General features: G+C 61.3%; 18 protein-coding genes and 1 other RNA gene. 6 read left to right on the forward strand and 13 right to left on the reverse strand.

Features of this window, described 5'->3' with window-relative positions:
- Nucleotides 1-24 precede the first annotated feature (24 nt).
- A complete protein-coding gene (gene ilvD, locus K7B09_RS09010) occupies nucleotides 25-1863 on the forward strand; it encodes a dihydroxy-acid dehydratase (protein WP_223629129.1) in 1839 nt (612 codons plus the stop codon).
- Nucleotides 1864-1961: 98 nt separating this feature from the next.
- Here ilvD and rpiA read toward each other — a convergent pair whose 3' ends face one another.
- From rpiA to K7B09_RS09045, 7 genes are all read right to left on the reverse strand, one after another.
- On the reverse strand, nucleotides 1962-2609 hold the full coding sequence (rpiA, locus tag K7B09_RS09015) for a ribose-5-phosphate isomerase RpiA (protein WP_223629130.1): 648 nt from the start codon (nucleotides 2607-2609) through the stop codon (nucleotides 1962-1964).
- A 28-nt stretch (nucleotides 2610-2637) separates the two neighbouring features.
- Nucleotides 2638-3114, reverse strand: coding sequence for an EVE domain-containing protein (locus tag K7B09_RS09020; protein ID WP_223629131.1), 477 nt, complete (start codon nucleotides 3112-3114; stop codon nucleotides 2638-2640).
- A complete protein-coding gene (locus K7B09_RS09025) occupies nucleotides 3111-3731 on the reverse strand; it encodes a 5-formyltetrahydrofolate cyclo-ligase (RefSeq protein WP_425507854.1) in 621 nt (206 codons plus the stop codon). Before K7B09_RS09025 ends, K7B09_RS09020 begins: the two co-directional genes overlap by 4 nt.
- Before the next feature lie 28 nt (nucleotides 3732-3759).
- Nucleotides 3760-3943, reverse strand: a non-coding RNA gene (gene ssrS, locus K7B09_RS09030) — 6S RNA.
- 63 nt (nucleotides 3944-4006) lie between these two features.
- Nucleotides 4007-4297 (reverse strand): cell division protein ZapA, encoded by a 291-nt coding sequence (locus K7B09_RS09035; protein ID WP_223629132.1) that lies wholly within the window; start codon nucleotides 4295-4297, stop codon nucleotides 4007-4009.
- Complete coding sequence (locus K7B09_RS09040; protein WP_223629133.1) at nucleotides 4294-4515, reverse strand: TIGR02449 family protein; 222 nt, start codon at nucleotides 4513-4515, stop codon at nucleotides 4294-4296. Before K7B09_RS09040 ends, K7B09_RS09035 begins: the two co-directional genes overlap by 4 nt.
- Nucleotides 4516-4524: 9 nt before the next feature.
- Nucleotides 4525-6855, reverse strand: a complete 2331-nt coding sequence (locus K7B09_RS09045) for a putative bifunctional diguanylate cyclase/phosphodiesterase (protein ID WP_223629134.1) — start codon at nucleotides 6853-6855, stop codon at nucleotides 4525-4527.
- Nucleotides 6856-6943: 88 nt separating this feature from the next.
- Here K7B09_RS09045 and K7B09_RS09050 point away from each other — a divergent pair, with 88 nt between their 5' ends.
- Both K7B09_RS09050 and K7B09_RS09055 read left to right on the forward strand, forming a co-directional pair.
- A complete protein-coding gene (locus K7B09_RS09050; protein WP_223629135.1) occupies nucleotides 6944-7486 on the forward strand; it encodes a UPF0149 family protein in 543 nt (180 codons plus the stop codon).
- Nucleotides 7487-7495: 9 nt separating this feature from the next.
- Nucleotides 7496-8809 (forward strand): aminopeptidase P N-terminal domain-containing protein, encoded by a 1314-nt coding sequence (locus K7B09_RS09055; protein ID WP_425507855.1) that lies wholly within the window; start codon nucleotides 7496-7498, stop codon nucleotides 8807-8809.
- A 23-nt stretch (nucleotides 8810-8832) separates the two neighbouring features.
- Here the strand turns inward: K7B09_RS09055 and pepQ are convergent, their stop codons facing one another.
- The 6 genes from pepQ to rph form a co-directional block, all read right to left on the reverse strand.
- Nucleotides 8833-10152 carry a Xaa-Pro dipeptidase gene (pepQ, locus tag K7B09_RS09060; RefSeq protein WP_223629137.1) on the reverse strand — a complete coding sequence of 440 codons (1320 nt, stop codon included), beginning with the start codon at nucleotides 10150-10152 and terminating at the stop codon, nucleotides 8833-8835.
- Nucleotides 10153-10216: 64 nt separating this feature from the next.
- Nucleotides 10217-10558 (reverse strand): PilZ domain-containing protein, encoded by a 342-nt coding sequence (locus K7B09_RS09065; protein WP_223629138.1) that lies wholly within the window; start codon nucleotides 10556-10558, stop codon nucleotides 10217-10219.
- Nucleotides 10548-12821, reverse strand: coding sequence for a DUF1631 family protein (locus K7B09_RS09070; protein WP_223629139.1), 2274 nt, complete (start codon nucleotides 12819-12821; stop codon nucleotides 10548-10550). Before K7B09_RS09070 ends, K7B09_RS09065 begins: the two co-directional genes overlap by 11 nt.
- 93 nt (nucleotides 12822-12914) lie before the next feature.
- Nucleotides 12915-14066, reverse strand: a complete 1152-nt coding sequence (gene hemW / locus K7B09_RS09075) for a radical SAM family heme chaperone HemW (RefSeq protein ID WP_223629140.1) — start codon at nucleotides 14064-14066, stop codon at nucleotides 12915-12917.
- The gene (gene rdgB, locus K7B09_RS09080) at nucleotides 14060-14647 is read right to left on the reverse strand and encodes an RdgB/HAM1 family non-canonical purine NTP pyrophosphatase (protein WP_223629141.1); all 588 of its coding nucleotides are present in this window, start codon (nucleotides 14645-14647) and stop codon (nucleotides 14060-14062) included. The genes hemW and rdgB overlap by 7 nt, the downstream gene beginning before the upstream one ends.
- The gene (gene rph / locus K7B09_RS09085) at nucleotides 14644-15369 is read right to left on the reverse strand and encodes a ribonuclease PH (RefSeq protein ID WP_223629142.1); all 726 of its coding nucleotides are present in this window, start codon (nucleotides 15367-15369) and stop codon (nucleotides 14644-14646) included. Before rph ends, rdgB begins: the two co-directional genes overlap by 4 nt.
- A gap of 66 nt (nucleotides 15370-15435) precedes the next feature.
- Here rph and K7B09_RS09090 point away from each other — a divergent pair, with 66 nt between their 5' ends.
- From K7B09_RS09090 to rpoZ, 3 genes are all read left to right on the forward strand, one after another.
- Nucleotides 15436-16299 carry a YicC/YloC family endoribonuclease gene (locus K7B09_RS09090; RefSeq protein ID WP_223629143.1) on the forward strand — a complete coding sequence of 288 codons (864 nt, stop codon included), beginning with the start codon at nucleotides 15436-15438 and terminating at the stop codon, nucleotides 16297-16299.
- A gap of 17 nt (nucleotides 16300-16316) precedes the next feature.
- Entirely contained in the window at nucleotides 16317-16934 is a 618-nt protein-coding gene (gmk, locus tag K7B09_RS09095) for a guanylate kinase (protein WP_223629144.1), read from the forward strand.
- A 121-nt stretch (nucleotides 16935-17055) separates the two neighbouring features.
- Nucleotides 17056-17355, forward strand: a complete 300-nt coding sequence (gene rpoZ / locus K7B09_RS09100) for a DNA-directed RNA polymerase subunit omega (RefSeq protein ID WP_223629145.1) — start codon at nucleotides 17056-17058, stop codon at nucleotides 17353-17355.
- Nucleotides 17356-17386 lie beyond the last annotated feature (31 nt).

Raw genomic sequence — 17386 nt, forward strand, 5'->3', positions numbered from 1 at the left:
CCCCACTGGAATTGAGCACCCTTCATGCCCGACTATCGCTCCAAAACATCAACCCATGGGCGCAACATGGCTGGTGCCCGCGCCCTCTGGCGCGCCACCGGCATGCAAGATGCCGACTTCCACAAACCCATCATCGCCATTGCCAATTCCTTCACCCAGTTCGTGCCCGGGCACGTGCATCTGAAGGACATGGGGCAGTTGGTGGCGCGTGAAATCGAGCGTGTCGGCGGCGTGGCCAAGGAGTTCAACACGATTGCGGTGGATGACGGGATCGCGATGGGCCACGACGGCATGTTGTATTCGCTGCCAAGCCGTGAACTCATTGCCGATGCGGTGGAATACATGGTCAATGCGCATTGCGCCGATGCGCTGGTGTGCATTTCCAATTGCGACAAGATCACTCCCGGCATGTTGATGGCGGCGCTGCGTTTGAACATCCCGGTGGTGTTTGTCTCGGGTGGGCCGATGGAAGCCGGCAAGACCGCGCTATCACCGCGCAAACTGGATTTGGTGGACGCCATCGTGCAGGCCACCGATGTCAATGTCAGCGATGCGCAGTTGGACGCGGTGGAGCGCAGCGCATGCCCCACCTGTGGCAGTTGCAGTGGCATGTTCACAGCCAATTCGATGAATTGTTTGACCGAGGCGCTGGGTCTCTCGCTGCCCGGCAACGGCACGATGCTGGCCACCCATGCCGACCGTGAAGCGCTGTTCAAGCAAGCCGGTGTGACGGCGGTCGAGCTGTGTCATCGCTGGTATGGCGCGGAAGATGCCAGTGCATTGCCACGCAGCATTGCCAGCTTCTATGCGTTTGAAAACGCGATGATGCTGGACATCGCGATGGGCGGTTCCACCAATACCATTTTGCATCTGCTGGCCGCCGCGCAAGAGGCCGGCGTGGACTTCACGCTGCGTGATATCGACCGCTTGTCACGCAAGGTGCCGCAGTTGTGCAAGGTGGCACCCAATACCGAGAAGTACCATATCGAAGATGTGCATCGCGCCGGTGGCGTGATCGCGATCCTGGGTGAATTGGCGCGCGCCGGATTACTCCACACGGATGTGCCGACGGTGCACGCCAGGACATTGGGCGAGGCGATTGCGCATTGGGATATCACCCAAACCGGCGATGCCAAGGTGCATGAGTTTTTCCAAGCCGGGCCTGCCGGTATTCCCACCCAAGTGGCGTTCAGTCAAGCCACACGTTGGCCGTCGTTGGACATGGATCGCAGCACGGGTTGTATCCGTGATGTTGCGCATGCGTATTCGCAAGAAGGTGGCCTCGCGGTGTTGTACGGCAATCTGGCGAAAGATGGCTGCGTGGTGAAAACGGCCGGCGTGGATGCATCCATCCATGTGTTTGAGGGGCGTGCGCGGGTGTATGAAAGTCAGGACGCAGCGGTGGCTGGCATCTTGGCCGACGCGGTGCGCGCCGCGGATGTGGTGGTGATTCGCTACGAAGGTCCGAAGGGCGGGCCGGGCATGCAGGAAATGCTGTATCCCACCAGCTATCTGAAATCCAAGGGCATGGGCAAAACCTGCGCATTGCTCACCGATGGCCGGTTTTCCGGTGGAACCTCGGGCTTGTCGATCGGCCATGTTTCACCGGAAGCGGCCGCCGGTGGCGCGATCGGTTTGGTGCGCGAAGGTGACCGCATCCACATCGATATTCCTGCGCGCAGCATCACCTTGCTGGTGCCGGAGGCCGAGTTGGCCGCACGCCGCGCAGCGCAAGAGGCGCAAGGTTGGAAGCCTGCATTTCCGCGTGCGCGCAAGGTCTCCAGTGCACTCAAAGCGTATGCGCTGTTGGCCACCAGCGCGGACAAGGGCGCGGTGCGGAATCAGGCGTTGCTGGAGCAGTAGAGCGCACTGCCGCAGGAGCGCACCGCAGGGGCGCGATGCATTTCCAGGGATTTCGCGAAAGCGTTCGCACCCCTGTGGTGTGCTCCTGCGAGTATCGTTCAAAGCACCAGCGGTGGCTGCCCGCCGACAATCACCACATCGGCGGGGCGGCGTGCAAACAGACCCACCGAGACGACGCCTGGGATTTGATTGATGGCGCGCTCCATCGCCACCGGGTCGGTGATGGCCAGATTGTGGATGTCGAGGATCACATTGCCGTTGTCGGTGATGACGCCATCGCGCCACACTGGTTGGCCACCGGTCAGTTCCAGCAGTTTGCGAGCCACCAGACTGCGCGCCATCGGGATCACTTCCACCGGCAGCGGGAATTTGCCCAGCACCGGTACCTGCTTGGATGGATCGACGATGCAGATAAAGCGTTCGCTGGCTTCGGCAATGATTTTCTCGCGGGTGAGTGCGGCACCGCCACCCTTGATCAGGCATTTGTCGGGGTCGCATTCGTCGGCACCATCCACATACAGGGATAACGGGCCAGCGGCATTGAGGTCGATGACGTCGATACCATGCGCCTGCAGGCGTGCGGTGCTTTGCTCGGAGCTGGACACCGCACCTTGGATGCGATCTTTCCAGGCGGCCAGCGCGTCGATGAAATAGGCCACGGTGGAGCCGGTGCCTACGCCCACGATCATGTTGTCTTCAACGTATTGAATGGCTTTTTCTGCGGCGAGTTTTTTGGCTTCAGACATGGGGTGCACCAAGTTCAAGGGGAGAAGGTCAGGGCTTTTCCAGGCCCAGCAATAGTTTCCACTGCGCGGTGGTTACCGGAAACACCGACAGCCGGCTGCCACGTGCGGTGAGTGCAAAGCCTTCGCCCAATGCATCGGCGTGCTGGCGAATGTCTTCCAGCGCAATGACCTGCTTGAACTTGCGCTCGAATGCCACGTCCACCAAAAACCAGCGTGGGGCTTCGGGGGTGGCTTTGGGGTCGAAATAGTGGGACTTCGGGTCGAACTGGGTGCTATCGGGATAAGCATGACTGGCCACGCGGGCCAGCCCGGCGATGCCCGGCACTTTGCAATTGGAGTGGTAGAACATCACGCCGTCGCCCACCTGCATGCCGTCGCGCATGAAATTGCGCGCTTGGTAATTGCGCACCCCATTCCACGGCTCAGTGCCAACGCGGGCAAGGTCATCAATCGAAAATGCATCCGGCTCCGATTTCATCATCCAATAGCGTTTGCGTGGGCTCATGCGTGATCCTCGCGGAAGTAGGTGGCGCTTTCGCAGCAAATGGCATCCATCCGGATATCCCAATATTCGTGGGCAATCGCGTCGGTTTGCTGCGCGGCAAAGCCTACGCCGACCAGCCAGGGTGGGGCCGGTTGGGTGTTGCGGAATGCAAAGCTGCGGTCGTACCAACCGCCGCCCATCCCCAAGCGGTGGCAGTGCGCATCAAACCCGACCAAGGGCAGCAGCACCAGCGTCATTGCGTCGGCGCGCAATGCCGCGTCGGGGCTGATGTCGGGTTCGGGGATGCCGTAGCGGTTGGTCACCAACGAATCGCCCGGGTGCCACGGCGCAAAGCGCAGCGTACCATCGGGGTGCAGGATCGGCAGGCAATAGATCCAGCCCTTGGGCAGGCCTAATTGCAAGGCGTGCAAGCCGATTTCGCCATCCATTGCCCAATAGCCGGCCACATAACCACCGGCCGACCGGTCTGTTTGCGCCAGCATCGGCAGCGCCAGCAAGCGTTGGGCGAGGGCATCGGCGGCGGCAATGCGCTGCGCGGCCGGCAGGCTGCGGCGCACTTCACGCAATTGGGCACGCAGGGTTTTGCGCAGCATGGCGCGGTTGGAAGGCGGGCTCACGCGGCAAACGCCTGCAGCAAAAGGGGGGAATGTCTCCGCTGTGGCGATGCGAGCGAAACGACCTTGAACCCGGGGTTCAAGTGGGAACGCGTGGCGGCCATTGGGCTTTCCGCATGAAGCGGACTTGCACTCCCGGCAACCAATGCGTCCCCGTGGTCGTCATTAAGGGACAAGGCGAATGTTGCGCGCGCCGTCGCTCACAGCAGAGGACATCGCCAGTATAGCTGGCGATGCCGATTAGTGAAGCAGAAAGGTGGGCTGCGGACTTGAGTGGTTCAGCTTGCCGCCAGCAGCGCATCCAGTTTGCGATTGGCATCATCCAGCAGGGCGAAGGGATCGCCGCTGCGCGCTGTTGCCGGCGTTTGGCTTTGTTGCAATTCGTGCGCCAAATTGAGCGCGGTCAGCACCGCCAGCCGGTCGGGGGCCACCATCTTGTTGCCGCCGCGCAGCTCGCGCATGCGCGCATCCAGCATGCGTGCCGCTGCGGTGAGCGAATCGCGTTCATCATCGCTCACGCCCACGGTGTATTCGCGGTCCAGAATACGGACGGTGACCGGCTCGCTCATGTGTGTTGCTCCAGCGATTTCAAGCGGCCAATCATCGCTTCCACCCGGCTGCGTGCTTGTTCCTGCTTGCTGAGTAGTTGCGCACGCTCGCCGCTCATTTGCTCCACTTGCTGGCGCAGGCTGCGGTTCTCGTCGTGCAGACGTTGCGTGCGCACGGCAAGCAGGTCGATGCGTGCCAGCAGTTTGTGCAATTCAGCATGCAGGTCGCGGTTTGTCATCTGCCCACATTAGGCAGGTGGCAGTGCTTGGTCAAGATGCGTGGTGGGCTGTGCCAACGCGTGCCGAGCAGTGTGCTGCTGAACATCAAGAATAAAGCGCAGGCAGGCGTCGGCCTCCAATGGAGGAGAAATCAGATAGCCCTGCGCAAGATCACAGTGTTGTTGTTGCAAGAAGGTGAGTTGCTCGGGGGTTTCCACGCCCTCAGCGACCACAAGCAAGCCCAGTGAACGGGCCATTGCGATGATGGTGGTGGTGATGGTGGTGTCTTCGCTGTCGCCGGACAATTGCAGACCGTCGACGAACGCTTTGTCGATCTTCAGGGTATTGATCGGCAGGCGATGCAGATAGGCCAGCGACGAATAGCCGGTACCGAAATCATCCACCGCAATCGACACCCCCATCTCCCGAAAGGCTTGCAACCGCTCGGTAGCCACATCGGCATTTGCCATCAGCACGCTCTCGGTCAACTCCAATTCCAATGCACTGGGCGGCAAATGACTTTGTGTGAGCGCGGCGTGGACGGTTTGCGTCAGATCGCTGCGCAGAAACTGAAGCGCCGATACGTTGACCGACACCGAGAGCTGCGTGCTGACACCGGCACGCTGCCAGGCGGCTAGTGTGCGACACGCTTCTTGCAACACCCATTCGCCAATGGGAAGAATGGCACCGCAGTCTTCTGCCAACGGGATGAATTGATCGGGTTGGATCGAGCCATGTTCAGGGCTATCCCAACGTAGCAATGCTTCCACTGCATCGATGCGGCCGTCGGCCAGCACTTGCTGCGGTTGAAATACCAATCGCAATTCGCCGCGTTCCACCACGCGCCGCAGCGAGCTGATCAGATGTGCGCGTCTGCGCAGATCCACGGCCATGCTGTCGGTGTAGCACATGCAGGTGCGTTTGCCGGCAGCCTTGGCGTGATACATCGCGGTATCGGCGTATTTAAGTAGATCGGTGGGCACCTGCGCATGCTCGGGGAACAGGCTGATGCCGATCGAGGGCGTGATGGTGAATTCGAAGCGGTCATCCAGCCGCAGCGGCGCATCAAATGCAGTCAGAATGCGTTGTGCACATGCTTCAGCCTCGGAAGCATCGTGCAGATCTTCCAGCAGTGCGGTGAATTCATCGCCGCTGACCCGTGCAACTGTGCGCTCCGCACCCACGACGTCCTGCAAACGCTGTGCGGCTGCGCGCAACACGCGGTCACCAGTGGCGTGGCCCAGCGAATCGTTGACGTCCTTGAAGTTATCCAAATCAAGAAACAGCAGCGCCAATTTGTTGCCCTTGCGGCGTGCGTTGACGATGGCGCGCGACAGGCGTTCGGCCAGCAAGGTGCGATTGGGAAGGCCGGTCAGGGTGTCGAAATTGGCCAGGTAGCGCAGCTCTTGCTCAATCCGGTGGCGCTCGGTGATGTCATTGGCCACCAGCACATACAGCGGGGCGGCAGCGCCCGATTGCTCGATCTGGTTGCACTGCATTGCGCACAGCACCACGCTACCGTCCTTGCGTTGCTGCCACATGTTGCCCACCCAGCTGCCGTTGTTGCGTACGGCATTGCGGACATCTGCATAGAATTGGGGGTCATGGCGGGTGGAGTTGATCAGCGCTGCATCTTCACCCACCACGTCTTCAGCGGTATAGCCTGTCATTTGACTGAACGCCGGGTTGACGGTCACGAAGTGAAATTGCGCATCCAGCACGGCGACTGACTCGGCCATGCTGTGCATCACCTTGGCGGCAATTTGGCGTTGGCTTTCCAACTCTCTGAGTGATTCGACATTGCGCGCCGTGCCGGCGATACGTACCACCCGGCCATCATCAGAATACTCAACTGCGCGGCCGCGCAGCAGCATCCATTGCCACTGCCCGGCGTCCCCTAGCATGCGATGTTCGGAGAGGAAAATCGCAGACTTGCCCTGCAAATACTCGCGCAAGCGCTGCAGTACATCCTGCAGATCGTCAGGATGGATTTGTGGGTTGGTGTCGAGGATGCTGTACACCACCAAGTCGTTGGCTTGGTCTGGCAGTACCCGAGTGGTTTCCAGTTCTCGTGAGCGCAAGTCGTACTGCCAGTACAACTCGTTGGACGCCCACAGTGACAGGCGCAGGCGCTGTTCACGTTCATGGGTCTCCGATAGATGTTCGCGTTGCACGCGTTCGCGGCGACGGTAATTGATTAGCGTTGTGCCGGCCAGCACCAGCACCAGAGCGACCAAGACCAACAACAAATAGTGGCTGCCCGGCAAGTTGCCAGAAACCGCAACCGCAGGCACTGTCGCCAGCGTACGCTGTGCGCTGCCAAGGATTGTTCCTGCCGCTGAAAACAGCTCTTTCCCCATGTGTCGAGTGTAGACCAAGGCAACCGGAAGACAACAAGCCGGGGCGGCGATTGCTACACTCGCATCTCCCTTCGCCGAGATTGTGTGCGTGAGCGAGAACGAGTTGCCGGGCTGGACCGAAGTGGCGCAAGCCGCAAATCGACTGGCGTTGGCCAGCAGCCCTGCCGAATTGCATGGCAGCCTGTGTGGTTGGCTGGCGGCGGGCGGTGCGGATGTGGCCGATTGGCCAGCACAGGTGATGGTGGATTCGGCCTTGTCCACACCGGTGGCTGGGGATGCGCTGGATCGCTTGCGCAGGGCCAGCGTTGAGCAGTTGCGGGATCCGGACTTCGGCTTCCAAATGCTGCTGCCAGAGGACGCTGCCGTCAGTGTGCGTGCGATGGAGTTGTTTGCGTGGTGCCGTGCCTTTTTGGGCGGGTTCGGGCTGGCTTTGGGCCAAGCCACCTTGTCCGAGGAAGCGCAGGAGGCCTTGTCCGATCTGGCCAATCTGGGCGGCGCGCAGCTGGATGAGGGTGAGCAGGACGATGACGAGGAGGCCTTGGCCGAAATCGAGGAATACCTGCGCATGGCGGTGTTGTTGCTGCACGCAGATTGCGTACTGGGTAGCCAGCAACGGCAGCGTCTGCACTGATGGAGTAGCTTGCCGGTGAGTGATCGCAAGCATTTTGCACGGCGACGCCAACAGCTGATGCAGGCGGCAGGGGAGGGGTCGATCCTGATTTTGCCGGCTGCACCGGAACGTGTGCGCAGTCGGGACACGTATTATCCGTATCGGCAGGATTCCGATTTTTGGTATCTGACCGGCTGTGATGAGCCCGAGGCGGTACTGGCCTTGGTGCCGGGGCGCAAGCATGGCGAGGCGATTTTGTTTTGCCGCGAGCGCGACCTTGAGCGCGAAGCCTGGGATGGCGCACGCATGGGGCCGGAGCGTGCGATTGCGGTATTGGGTTTGGATGATGCCTATCCGATTGCGGATATCGACGACATCCTGCCCGGTTTGCTGGAAGGCCGCCGGCGCGTGCATTACCACCTTGGCCGCGATCCCGACTTTGACCTGAAATTGATCGGCTGGATCAACCGTGTGCGCGCCCAGGTGCGACAGGGCGCGCAGCCGCCGCAGGAATTCCTTGAGCTGGGACATTTGCTGGACGAGCTGCGTTTGTTCAAATCGGCAGATGAGATCCGCATGATGCAGAAAGCAGCCGATATCAGTATCGAAGCGCATCGTGCGGCGATGCGTGCCAGCCGCGTTGGCATGCATGAGTTTGAATTGCAGGCAGAGTTGGAATACGTATTCCGCAAGCATGGCGCACAACCGGCGTATGCCAGCATCGTGGGCAGCGGTGCCAATGCTTGTGTACTGCACTATCGCGATAATGCGGCGAAATGCCGCGACGGCGAGTTGGTGCTAATCGACGCCGGTGCCGAATACGCTGGCTATGCGGCGGACATCACGCGCACGTTTCCGGCCAATGGACGTTTCAGCAAGCCGCAGCGTGCGCTGCATACGCTGGTGTGCGCGGCACAAGCGGCTGCATTGGCACAGGCGCGTCCGGGTGTGCCTTACGAGGCTGGTCACGACGCGGCAGTGGCCACGCTGGCAGAGGGTTTGCTGTCGCTGGGCTTGCTCAAGGGCAGGCTGGAAAAGGTGATTGCCAATGGCGATTACAAGCGATTTTATCGGCACAAGACCGGGCACTGGCTGGGGCTGGATGTGCACGATGTGGGCGAGTACCGCATCGATGGCGCATCGCGCCTGTTGGAGCCGGGAATGGTGTTCACCATCGAGCCTGGCGTGTATATCCCGCCCGACGACACGTCGGTTGCGGCGCAGTGGCGCGGGATTGGTATCCGTATTGAAGATGACGTGTTGATTACCCGCGAGGGTCACCGGGTGTTGACCGCTGCGCTGGAACGCAGCGCAGAGGATGTAGAGGGGTTGATGGCGGGCTGATCTCGCGGCGGGAGAATGAAGTCTTAGGCTGCAAACGCCTCACGCGTCAGGTTGATCGGTACATCCTCGGTGCACACCACATCGTCCTCGATGCGGATGCCGCCAAATGGCTTGAACGCGTCCACGCGTGACCAATCGACCGCATCGCCCAGCCCCTTGGCTTTGACTTCGTCCAGCAGCATGTCGATGAAATAGATCCCCGGTTCAATCGTCACCACCATGCCGGGGGCCAGCGTGCGGGTGAGGCGCAGATAGGGGTGGCCGTCGGGCTTGGCAATCCGGCCGCCACTGTCCGATTCGGCAAAGCCAGCCACATCGTGCACCTGCAAGCCAATCCCGTGGCCAATCCCGTGCGGGAAGAACGCGCTGGACACGCCACTGGCCAGGGCGTCTTCCGGTGACACGTTCAAGACCCCGAATTCACGCAGTACACCGGCCAGCAGCAGGTGCGCCTGCAGATGGATGTGTGCGTAATCGGTGCCGGCGCGCACGCGATCGCAAAGTTCGAGCTGTGCGGCGTCAACCGCGCGGATCATCGCGGCGAATTCGTCCTCCGCGGCGGAATAGGTGCGGGTGATGTCGCTGGCGTAGCCGCCGAAGCTGGCCCCGGCGTCGATCAGGAAGCTGCGCACTGGCTTGGGCGGCACACGGTCACGGTCGGTGTAGTGCAGCACGGCGCCGTGTTCATTGAGCGCCACGATGTTGCCGTAGGGCAAGTCGTTGGCGTCCTGGCCGGCGGCTTGGCAATAGGCCAGATGGATGCCGAACTCGCTGGCCCCGGCGCGGAAGGCGCGCTCGGCGGCGCGGTGCGCACGTACGCCGATGCGGTTGGCTTGCCGCATCATCTCGATTTCATATGCGGTTTTGAACGCGCGGTGATACTCCAGATAGTGCACGACGGCGGCCGGATTGTTCGGGGTGCAATCACCCAGTGCACTGTGCGGCTCACCCACGATCGCGCAGCTGGCGAGGTCTTGCGGCAGATGCATCAACGCTTCGTCTGCTGTGCGAATGGTGAGGATGTCGAAGTGCTCTACCCAGTAGCCACTGGGTGCATCCGGCACCACATGCCAATAATCATGCGGCTGCAAGAACAGCAGCTTGGGGCGCTGGCCGGGGCTGATCAGCAGCCAACTGCCGGGCGCACGGGTCAGCGGCAGCCACGCTTTGAATTGCGGATTGACCGCGTACGGGTAATCACGGTCATCGAAGGCTTGGTAGTGCAGCGTGCCGCTGGGAATCAACAGGTGGTCGAAGCCGCCGCGTTGCAAGGCTTCGGCGCTGCGTGCCAGCAGGGTGTCAATGTGCTGCGGGTACAGCGAGGCAAGCGTAGCTGAGGACATGAGCAGAGTGCCGCGAGGAAAATGCGATTGTCGCGCATTGATCGTTGCGCTGCAGCTGACGCACTCAACTGGCCGGTTGCGTGGACCAGATGCGCAACCGGTGCCCGGCATCGCGTGACAACCCCAAAAATCGCATGCCGACCCAATATTGCCCCGGTGCATGCCCACGTGCCTGCCACAGCACATGCCCGCCAGTAATAATCGGTTGGGCTGCGTCGATCTCGTCGGGCAGGTTGAAACGCAGCTGAAACAATGCATCCTCGGGTAGATCGCGGTTGGCAATCAGCAACATGCCGCCAGACGATAGATTGCCGAGATGGCCCACGACTTCATCGGTCATGGTGTCGATGACCTCCACGATGCCGGACACAGCACGGCGCGGTTGGCGGCGCGATTCAATCCCCATGGCGAGCCTCCGGATCTTGCTGGTCGGCGTCATGCCCAAATCGCTTCAAACTATCCAAAGTGGCGCTCCATGCGGCTTCGGTGGGTGAGGCATCGTCGACCAACAAACGCATTTGGCCGGCTGCCAGTTTGCGCGATAGCGAATCCAGATCGTCATTGGCGATGCGCTGGCCACGACGATTGACAACCAGGATTTGTCCGGTCTGTGCACTGACCCATGCCAGCCTGAAGCGATGGCTCTGGCCATGTTCGTTCTGGACTTCCATCCAAACGGGTTCCTGCAGGCCGCGCAGTGCTTGCTGTGCCAATTGCTCTTGATCGGACAGCTGCGTTTCGGGGGGGGCTGCGGCAGCCACCTGGCCCTCACCCAAACGCGATTGGTTGCCGTATTTCGACAGCAATTCCTGGCAGGAATCGGCGGTTGCCGCATGGCCATTGATCAGATGCTGAGTAATGACTTCGGCGCCTTCGGCGTGATAGCCCACTTGTTCCAGCGAGCTGCGCATGCATTCGATATCGGCCTGCGGCAGCGCGCCCTGGCTGCCATCGGTGCAGGTGTCGATGATGCGGGTGGTGACTTCCAGCAATTGGTGCCACGCATCGGAGTGGTCACCACTGCGCAGATGTGCCAGTGACAGCACGTCAACCCACGCTTGTTCCAACAATGCAGTTTGAAACTCCGGCAAATTACGGCCTTGGGTGCGACGGGCAATTTCAATCTGTGCACGGCTGCGTGCCACTTCCAATTTTTCACGCCCGCGCGCGGCTTCGACTTGCCTGCGTTCGGCCATTTCTGCTTTGCGGGTCATCGCCTGCAGGCCCGACTGCAGGGTTCGATTGGCCTCAATGAATGTATCAACCGTGCAGTCGGGTTCTTGCTGGATAGTCAGCACCGCACGTTGCAGCAATCCCAACCACTGTGGATCCAGATCCTCTTCCGGCAGCCATTTGGCACCGGCTTGCGATACCGAATTCAATAATTGGCGGGCGGGATGATTGGCATCCACGAAGAAGCTTTGATCACGCAGTGCCATTTGCAGTAGCGGCAGTTTCAAGCGATCGACCAATGCATCTCCAATACTGGATTTACGCAGATTGCCCTGCAGCTGGTTGACGAACATCACCAGCAAGTCGAAGGTGTCATGGTCGGCTTGCGACAACGTCACGCCATGCCCATGCAGTTGGCGCGCCTGAGCCAGCAGGATTTGCCGGTATTCATTCACCGAATCGGCACTGACATTGCCGGCGCGCATCCGCTGCAGCCCAGTCAGCACGTCGTCATGCTGCAAGAGTTGGCGGACGCGCTCGTCACGCGCACCCGGGCGCAACTTGCTAAGCAGGCTGCGACGTTGATCCAATAGCGTTTGCAGCATGCTGAAACCGGGGTCGGTTGCGGTGGTCGATGGTTCGGGCGGAACCTGCACAATCGGCGGCGGCGCAAACTCGCCGGGATCGGAGCTGCGCAAGGGGACGGTTTCAAACATCGCGGGTGGCGGTGTGGAGGGGGCGGTGCTTTCGGCTGTGGCACTCCTTGCAGCGGAGCCAGGACGTACACGCACCGGCACGAAGCTCAAATGCGGCAAGATTCCGTCTTCAATCAGCCGGGCGTTGAACGCTTCCAGTAATGTCGGATAAAACTCCACCATGCTGCGTTCAAACTGCTGGAACAGTTGCAGTCTGGCGTAACGCGACAGGGTCAACGCAGCGGCCGCTTCCGCCAAGGCATAGCACAACGTGTGCGGTCCTAACGGCAGGTATTCACCTTGCAATGCCGGGGTACCTGCCAGCACACCAAATCGCAGGCCCATCAGCTGCAGGCCAAGACTGTTACGTGCCTCCATGCGGCTGGCCATATTGTCCAGCGTGGCATCGTCGCTGACCTCATCATCGTCCAGCAAGCTCAGCTCGACGGGGGGGGGCTCGGCATCCGCAGTCGATGCCGCAGTGGCCAACCGGTTGCTGCCCACGCTGGCCATGGCCGACTCGATATGCGCCAAGAAAATCCGCACAAAGGTTCTGGAGCCGGCGCCCAGGCTGCGAATCGATGTCAGGCGTGCATCTTCCTGTTTGGCGTCGCTACCGATGGGCGTGCGCGCGAGTACCAGCTCGGCCTCGTGCAAGATAAAAGGCAATTGCTCATCGAATGCATTGCGCGCCACACCCAGCAAGTGTTCCAGCACTTGTTTCGGATAGCGCGGCAGGCGCGCTTTGGCAAGCGTATTCGATGCAGTGCCCGTGGATGTGATAAAGGTGGCGTTGGCCATCTGCGCCCCCGATGCGCGGACAAGATGTGCATGGTATGCGCGAACCGGCGTTGCCTCAATCCGTGCCGATCGTCACCATCGCTGACACGCAATTCAGTCTAGGAACAGGCCAATCACGTCATTGGCAAACCGGCGACCCAATTCGGTGGGGCGCAGCCAGTCCGGATCGGGTTCCAGCCAGCCATTGGCGCGGGCCTTGGCAAGCCGGGTGGCGATGACATCCCTCGGCAGCCCGGTGCGCGCTTCAAACAGGGAGAGCGGCACGCCCTCGTTCAGGCGCAAGGCATTGAGCATGAAGTCGAATGGCAGCCGCTGCGCACTCAGGTATTCATCGCCGCCCACGGCGTCGGCGGTACCGGCTTTTTCGCGATACAGCTCCGGGTGACGGAGTTTCCAGCGTCGCAAGACTTGCTGGCTGGCCCCCAAGGTCAGCTTGCCGTGGGCGCCGGCACCAATACCCAGGTAGTCGCCAAAGCGCCAATAGTTGAGGTTGTGCGCGCATTGCCGGCCGGGTCTGGCGTAGGCGCTGGTTTCGTATTGGTCGTAGCCGGCAGTCGCCAGTTGCGCCTGGCAGGCCTCCTGCATGTCCCAGGCACTGTCGAGATCAGGGATCCCGGCGGGTGGGCGCGCGGCAAACTGGGTGCCGGTTTCCAGCGTCAATTGGTAATGGCTGATATGGGTGGGGGCAAGGGCAATCGCGCGTTCGACATCGTGCCGGGCCATCGCCAAGGTCTGCTGTGGCAGCGCATACATCAGGTCAAGGTTGACATTGTCGAAGCCGGCATCCTGCGCGGACTGGATGGCGCGCTCGGCGTCGCGGCTGGAGTGGATGCGGCCCAGACGCTGCAAGCAACCGTCGTCGAAACTCTGCACGCCAAAGCTCAGGCGGTTGACGCCCGCGGCGCGGTAGCCGGCAAACGGGCCATGTTCCACCGTGCCGGGGTTGGTTTCCAACGTGATTTCCGCGTCGGGGGCAAACCGCAGGCGCGCGCAGGCTTGCTGCAAAAAACGATCAATCGCCTCCGGTGGGAACAGGGAAGGCGTGCCGCCACCAAAGAACACGCTATGCACCACTCGGCCCCACACCAGCGGCAGATCAAAATCCAGATCGGCCAGCAGCGCATCAACATAGGCCTCGATGGGCAGCGTGCCCTTGGCCGTGTGCGAATTGAAATCGCAATACGGGCATTTGCGTACGCACCACGGCAGGTGGACGTAAAGCGATAGTGCTGGGGGAGTCAGCATGGTTGCAGCAGGTTTCGCAACTGGATAAGCGCCATCCCGCGATGGCTGTCGCGGTGCTTGATCTCGGCGGGCAGGTCTGCCGCACTGCAGCCGTGCGCGGGCGAGAAAAACACCGGGTCATAGCCAAACCCATTGCTACCTTGGCGGGCATGCAAAATGCGCCCTTCCCACACGCCCTGTGCAAGCAGCGGCAGTGGGTCGTCGGCGTGTTGCAGCAGCGCCAGCACGCACACAAAACGCGCGCTGCGCCGGGAGTCTTCCACACCGGCAAGTGCGCCCAGCAATTTTTCGATATTGGCGTTGCTATCGCCATGTGTGCCGGCATAGCGTGCCGAATACAAGCCCGGCCCACCGTGCAGGGCATCCACGCACAGGCCGGAATCATCGGCCAATGCTGGCAGGCCACTGGCGCGTGCGGCGTGGCGTGCTTTCAGGAGTGCGTTTTCGACGAAGGACAGCCCGGTTTCATCAATATCGGCAATCCCGAATTCAGATTGCGCATGCAGGGTAAAGCCGTCACCCAGCAGGGCGCGCAACTCGGCCAACTTGCCGGCATTGCCGCTGGCCAACACCAATTTCATTCGGCCAACGCGGCTTGCTGTGCGGCAAACAGCTCGGTACAGCCTTGCTCGGCCAGCACCAGCAGGGCGTCGAGCTCATTGCGCCGGAACGCATGGCCTTCGGCGGTGCCTTGTACTTCGATGAAACCGCCGCCGTCGTTCATCACCACGTTCATGTCGGTGTCGCAATCGCTGTCTTCGGCGTAATCCAGATCCAGCACCGGCACGCCGCGATAGATGCCCACCGAGATTGCGGCCACTGCGCCAAAGATCGGACTGCGCTTGATGTCGCCTTTTTTCAGCAGCCCATTGACCGCATCCACCAAGGCCACATAGGCGCCGGTAATGGCGGCGGTACGGGTGCCGCCATCGGCCTGCAACACATCGCAATCCAGCGTGATGGTGCGTTCGCCCAACAGGCTGCGATCCACGCAGGCGCGCAGGCTGCGGCCAATCAGGCGCTGGATTTCCAGTGTGCGTCCGCCTTGCTTGCCGCGCGCGGCTTCGCGATCGCTGCGGGTGTGGGTGGCGCGCGGCAGCATGCCGTATTCGGCGGTCACCCAGCCCTCGCCCTTGCCGCGCAAAAACCCCGGCACCTTGTTATCCACGCTGGCAGTGCACAGCACGCGGGTATCGCCAAAGCTCACCAGCACCGAGCCTTCGGCATGGCGGGTAAAGCTGCGTTGGATGGACACATGGCGCAACTGGCTGGCGCTGCGGCCACTGGGACGGGAGAGAGACATTGCTGAAAGCCGACAATCTACGGGGCGCTAGATTACCATTGCCTCTTTGTAGGCTTTGGATTGCCCATGATCCGCAGCATGACCGCGTTTGCCGCCGGCGAACGCAGCACCGAATGGGGTGTGCTTTCCGGCGAATTGCGGGCGGTGAATCACCGTTTCCTTGAACTTGGCTTGCGCCTGCCCGATGAGTTGCGTGCATTCGAAGCGCAATTGCGTGAGCGGGTGGCGGCCAGGGTGTCGCGTGGCAAGCTGGATCTGGTGCTGCGCTTGCGCAGTACCGGTGGTGGCGATGCGCTGCAAGTGGACGAGGCGTTGCTGGCGCGGCTGGGGGATCTGGCGCAGCGCCTGGATACCCGCTTCCCGCGCTTGCAGGTGCAGTTCACCGAGTTGCTGCAATTTCCGGGTGTGGTGCAAGCGCGTGGTGTGGATGCCGATGTCTTGCAGCGGGAAGTGTTGGTCTTGCTGGATGGGATGTTGGACGATTTTGTTCGCGCCCGCGAACGCGAGGGTGGCAAGTTGGCGCAGGTGATTGCCGAACGCGCCGATGCCATCGGCAAGATCGCTGCCGAAGTGCGTGGCCTGGTGCCGCAGATTCGCGTCGGGCAGCGACAAAAGCTGGAAGCGCGCTTGCATGATCTGGGCACCGCGTTGGACCCCGGCCGCCTGGAGCAGGAACTGGTGATCTGGCTGCAAAAACTCGATGTGGATGAAGAGCTGGACCGGCTGGATAGTCACCTTGCCGAATTGCGCCGTATTCTCAACGGTGGCAAGGACGCGGTGGGGCGGCGCCTGGACTTTTTGCTGCAGGAGTTCAATCGCGAAGCCAATACCCTGGGCAGTAAATCGGTCGATGCCCGCACCAGTAACGCCGCGGTGGAACTGAAAGTGTTGATCGACCAGATTCGCGAGCAAATCCAGAACATCGAGTGACAGGCAGTCAGCAGCCCATGCGCGGAACCCTCTACATCGTCGCGGCGCCCTCGGGTGCCGGCAAATCCAGCATCGTCAATGCCGTGTTGGCACGTGACGCCAATATCCGGCTGTCGATTTCGTTTACCTCACGGCCGCCGCGCCCGGGCGAACGCCACGCCGAGCATTACAACTTCGTCACTGCGCAGGAATTCGAGGCGATGGTGGCCGCCGGGGATTTTTTCGAACATGCCCGGGTGCATGGCGATTGGAAAGGCACCGCGCGGCAATCGGTGGAGCCACACCTGGCGCAGGGCCGCGATGTGTTGCTGGAAATCGACTGGCAGGGCGCACGCCAAGTGCGGGCCATGATCCCAGATGCGGTCAGCGTGTTTATCCTGCCGCCCTCGAAAGCGGCGCTGGAAGAGCGCATGCGCAAGCGCGGGCAGGATTCGGAGGCGGTCATCGCGCAGCGTCTTGCCGCTGCACGCGAGGAAATGAGCCATTACGGCGAGTTCGATTATGTCATCGTCAATGAAGTGTTCGAGCTGGCGGTGGCCGAAATGTGCAGCATCTTCACCGCCAGCCGGCTGCGCAAAGATGCGCAGGTGGCGCGGCATGCGCGCTTGCTCACCTCGCTGCTGGTGGACCCGTGATACAGAAGTTGCTTCGGCTATGTGCTTGATTTTCAAGACATGAGCTTGCCAGTTGTGTTGTGCCAAGCTATACTTGCCAACCCCTCGTATCACTTGCGCGGCCTATCGCCGCAGGACAGACATGGCCCGTATTACCGTTGAAGATTGCCTGCAGGTTGTCGATAACCGTTTCGAACTCGTGATGATGGCGTCCAAGCGTGCGCGCCAATTGGCGGGTGGCGTGGAGTCGAAGCTGGACAACAGCGAAGCGCAGGACAAGCCCACTGTGCTGGCGCTGCGTGAAATCGCAGCGCGTGCCATCGACACCGGTTTCATTGATGCCGTCGAAAAGGCCGAGCGCGAGCGCAAAGAGCGCGAGGCGCTGGAATGGGCTGCTGCTGAGGTTGTTGCTGCCGACGACGACATGAAGGGCGACGACTGAGCACCCACGCACTGAGTGGTGTGCCACGGCG

It is taken from the genome of Thermomonas beijingensis (genome assembly GCF_020034655.1).
GTDB lineage: Bacteria > Pseudomonadota > Gammaproteobacteria > Xanthomonadales > Xanthomonadaceae > Thermomonas > Thermomonas beijingensis.

Coding starts and splice junctions, on each gene's coding strand:
- K7B09_RS09020 (WP_223629131.1), bottom strand. CDS start 3,114: ATGAGCCCACGCAAACGCTATTGGATGATGAAATCGGAGCCGGATGCA.
- K7B09_RS09065 (WP_223629138.1), bottom strand. CDS start 10,558: ATGGGGATTGAATCGCGCCGCCAACCGCGCCGTGCTGTGTCCGGCATC.
- rph (WP_223629142.1), bottom strand. CDS start 15,369: ATGTCTCTCTCCCGTCCCAGTGGCCGCAGCGCCAGCCAGTTGCGCCAT.
- K7B09_RS09070 (WP_223629139.1), bottom strand. CDS start 12,821: ATGGCCAACGCCACCTTTATCACATCCACGGGCACTGCATCGAATACG.
- rpiA (WP_223629130.1), bottom strand. CDS start 2,609: ATGTCTGAAGCCAAAAAACTCGCCGCAGAAAAAGCCATTCAATACGTT.
- hemW (WP_223629140.1), bottom strand. CDS start 14,066: ATGCTGACTCCCCCAGCACTATCGCTTTACGTCCACCTGCCGTGGTGC.
- K7B09_RS09035 (WP_223629132.1), bottom strand. CDS start 4,297: ATGAGCGAGCCGGTCACCGTCCGTATTCTGGACCGCGAATACACCGTG.
- ilvD (WP_223629129.1), top strand. CDS start 25: ATGCCCGACTATCGCTCCAAAACATCAACCCATGGGCGCAACATGGCT.
- gmk (WP_223629144.1), top strand. CDS start 16,317: ATGCGCGGAACCCTCTACATCGTCGCGGCGCCCTCGGGTGCCGGCAAA.
- rdgB (WP_223629141.1), bottom strand. CDS start 14,647: ATGAAATTGGTGTTGGCCAGCGGCAATGCCGGCAAGTTGGCCGAGTTG.
- pepQ (WP_223629137.1), bottom strand. CDS start 10,152: ATGTCCTCAGCTACGCTTGCCTCGCTGTACCCGCAGCACATTGACACC.
- K7B09_RS09090 (WP_223629143.1), top strand. CDS start 15,436: ATGATCCGCAGCATGACCGCGTTTGCCGCCGGCGAACGCAGCACCGAA.
- K7B09_RS09045 (WP_223629134.1), bottom strand. CDS start 6,855: ATGGGGAAAGAGCTGTTTTCAGCGGCAGGAACAATCCTTGGCAGCGCA.
- K7B09_RS09040 (WP_223629133.1), bottom strand. CDS start 4,515: ATGACAAACCGCGACCTGCATGCTGAATTGCACAAACTGCTGGCACGC.
- rpoZ (WP_223629145.1), top strand. CDS start 17,056: ATGGCCCGTATTACCGTTGAAGATTGCCTGCAGGTTGTCGATAACCGT.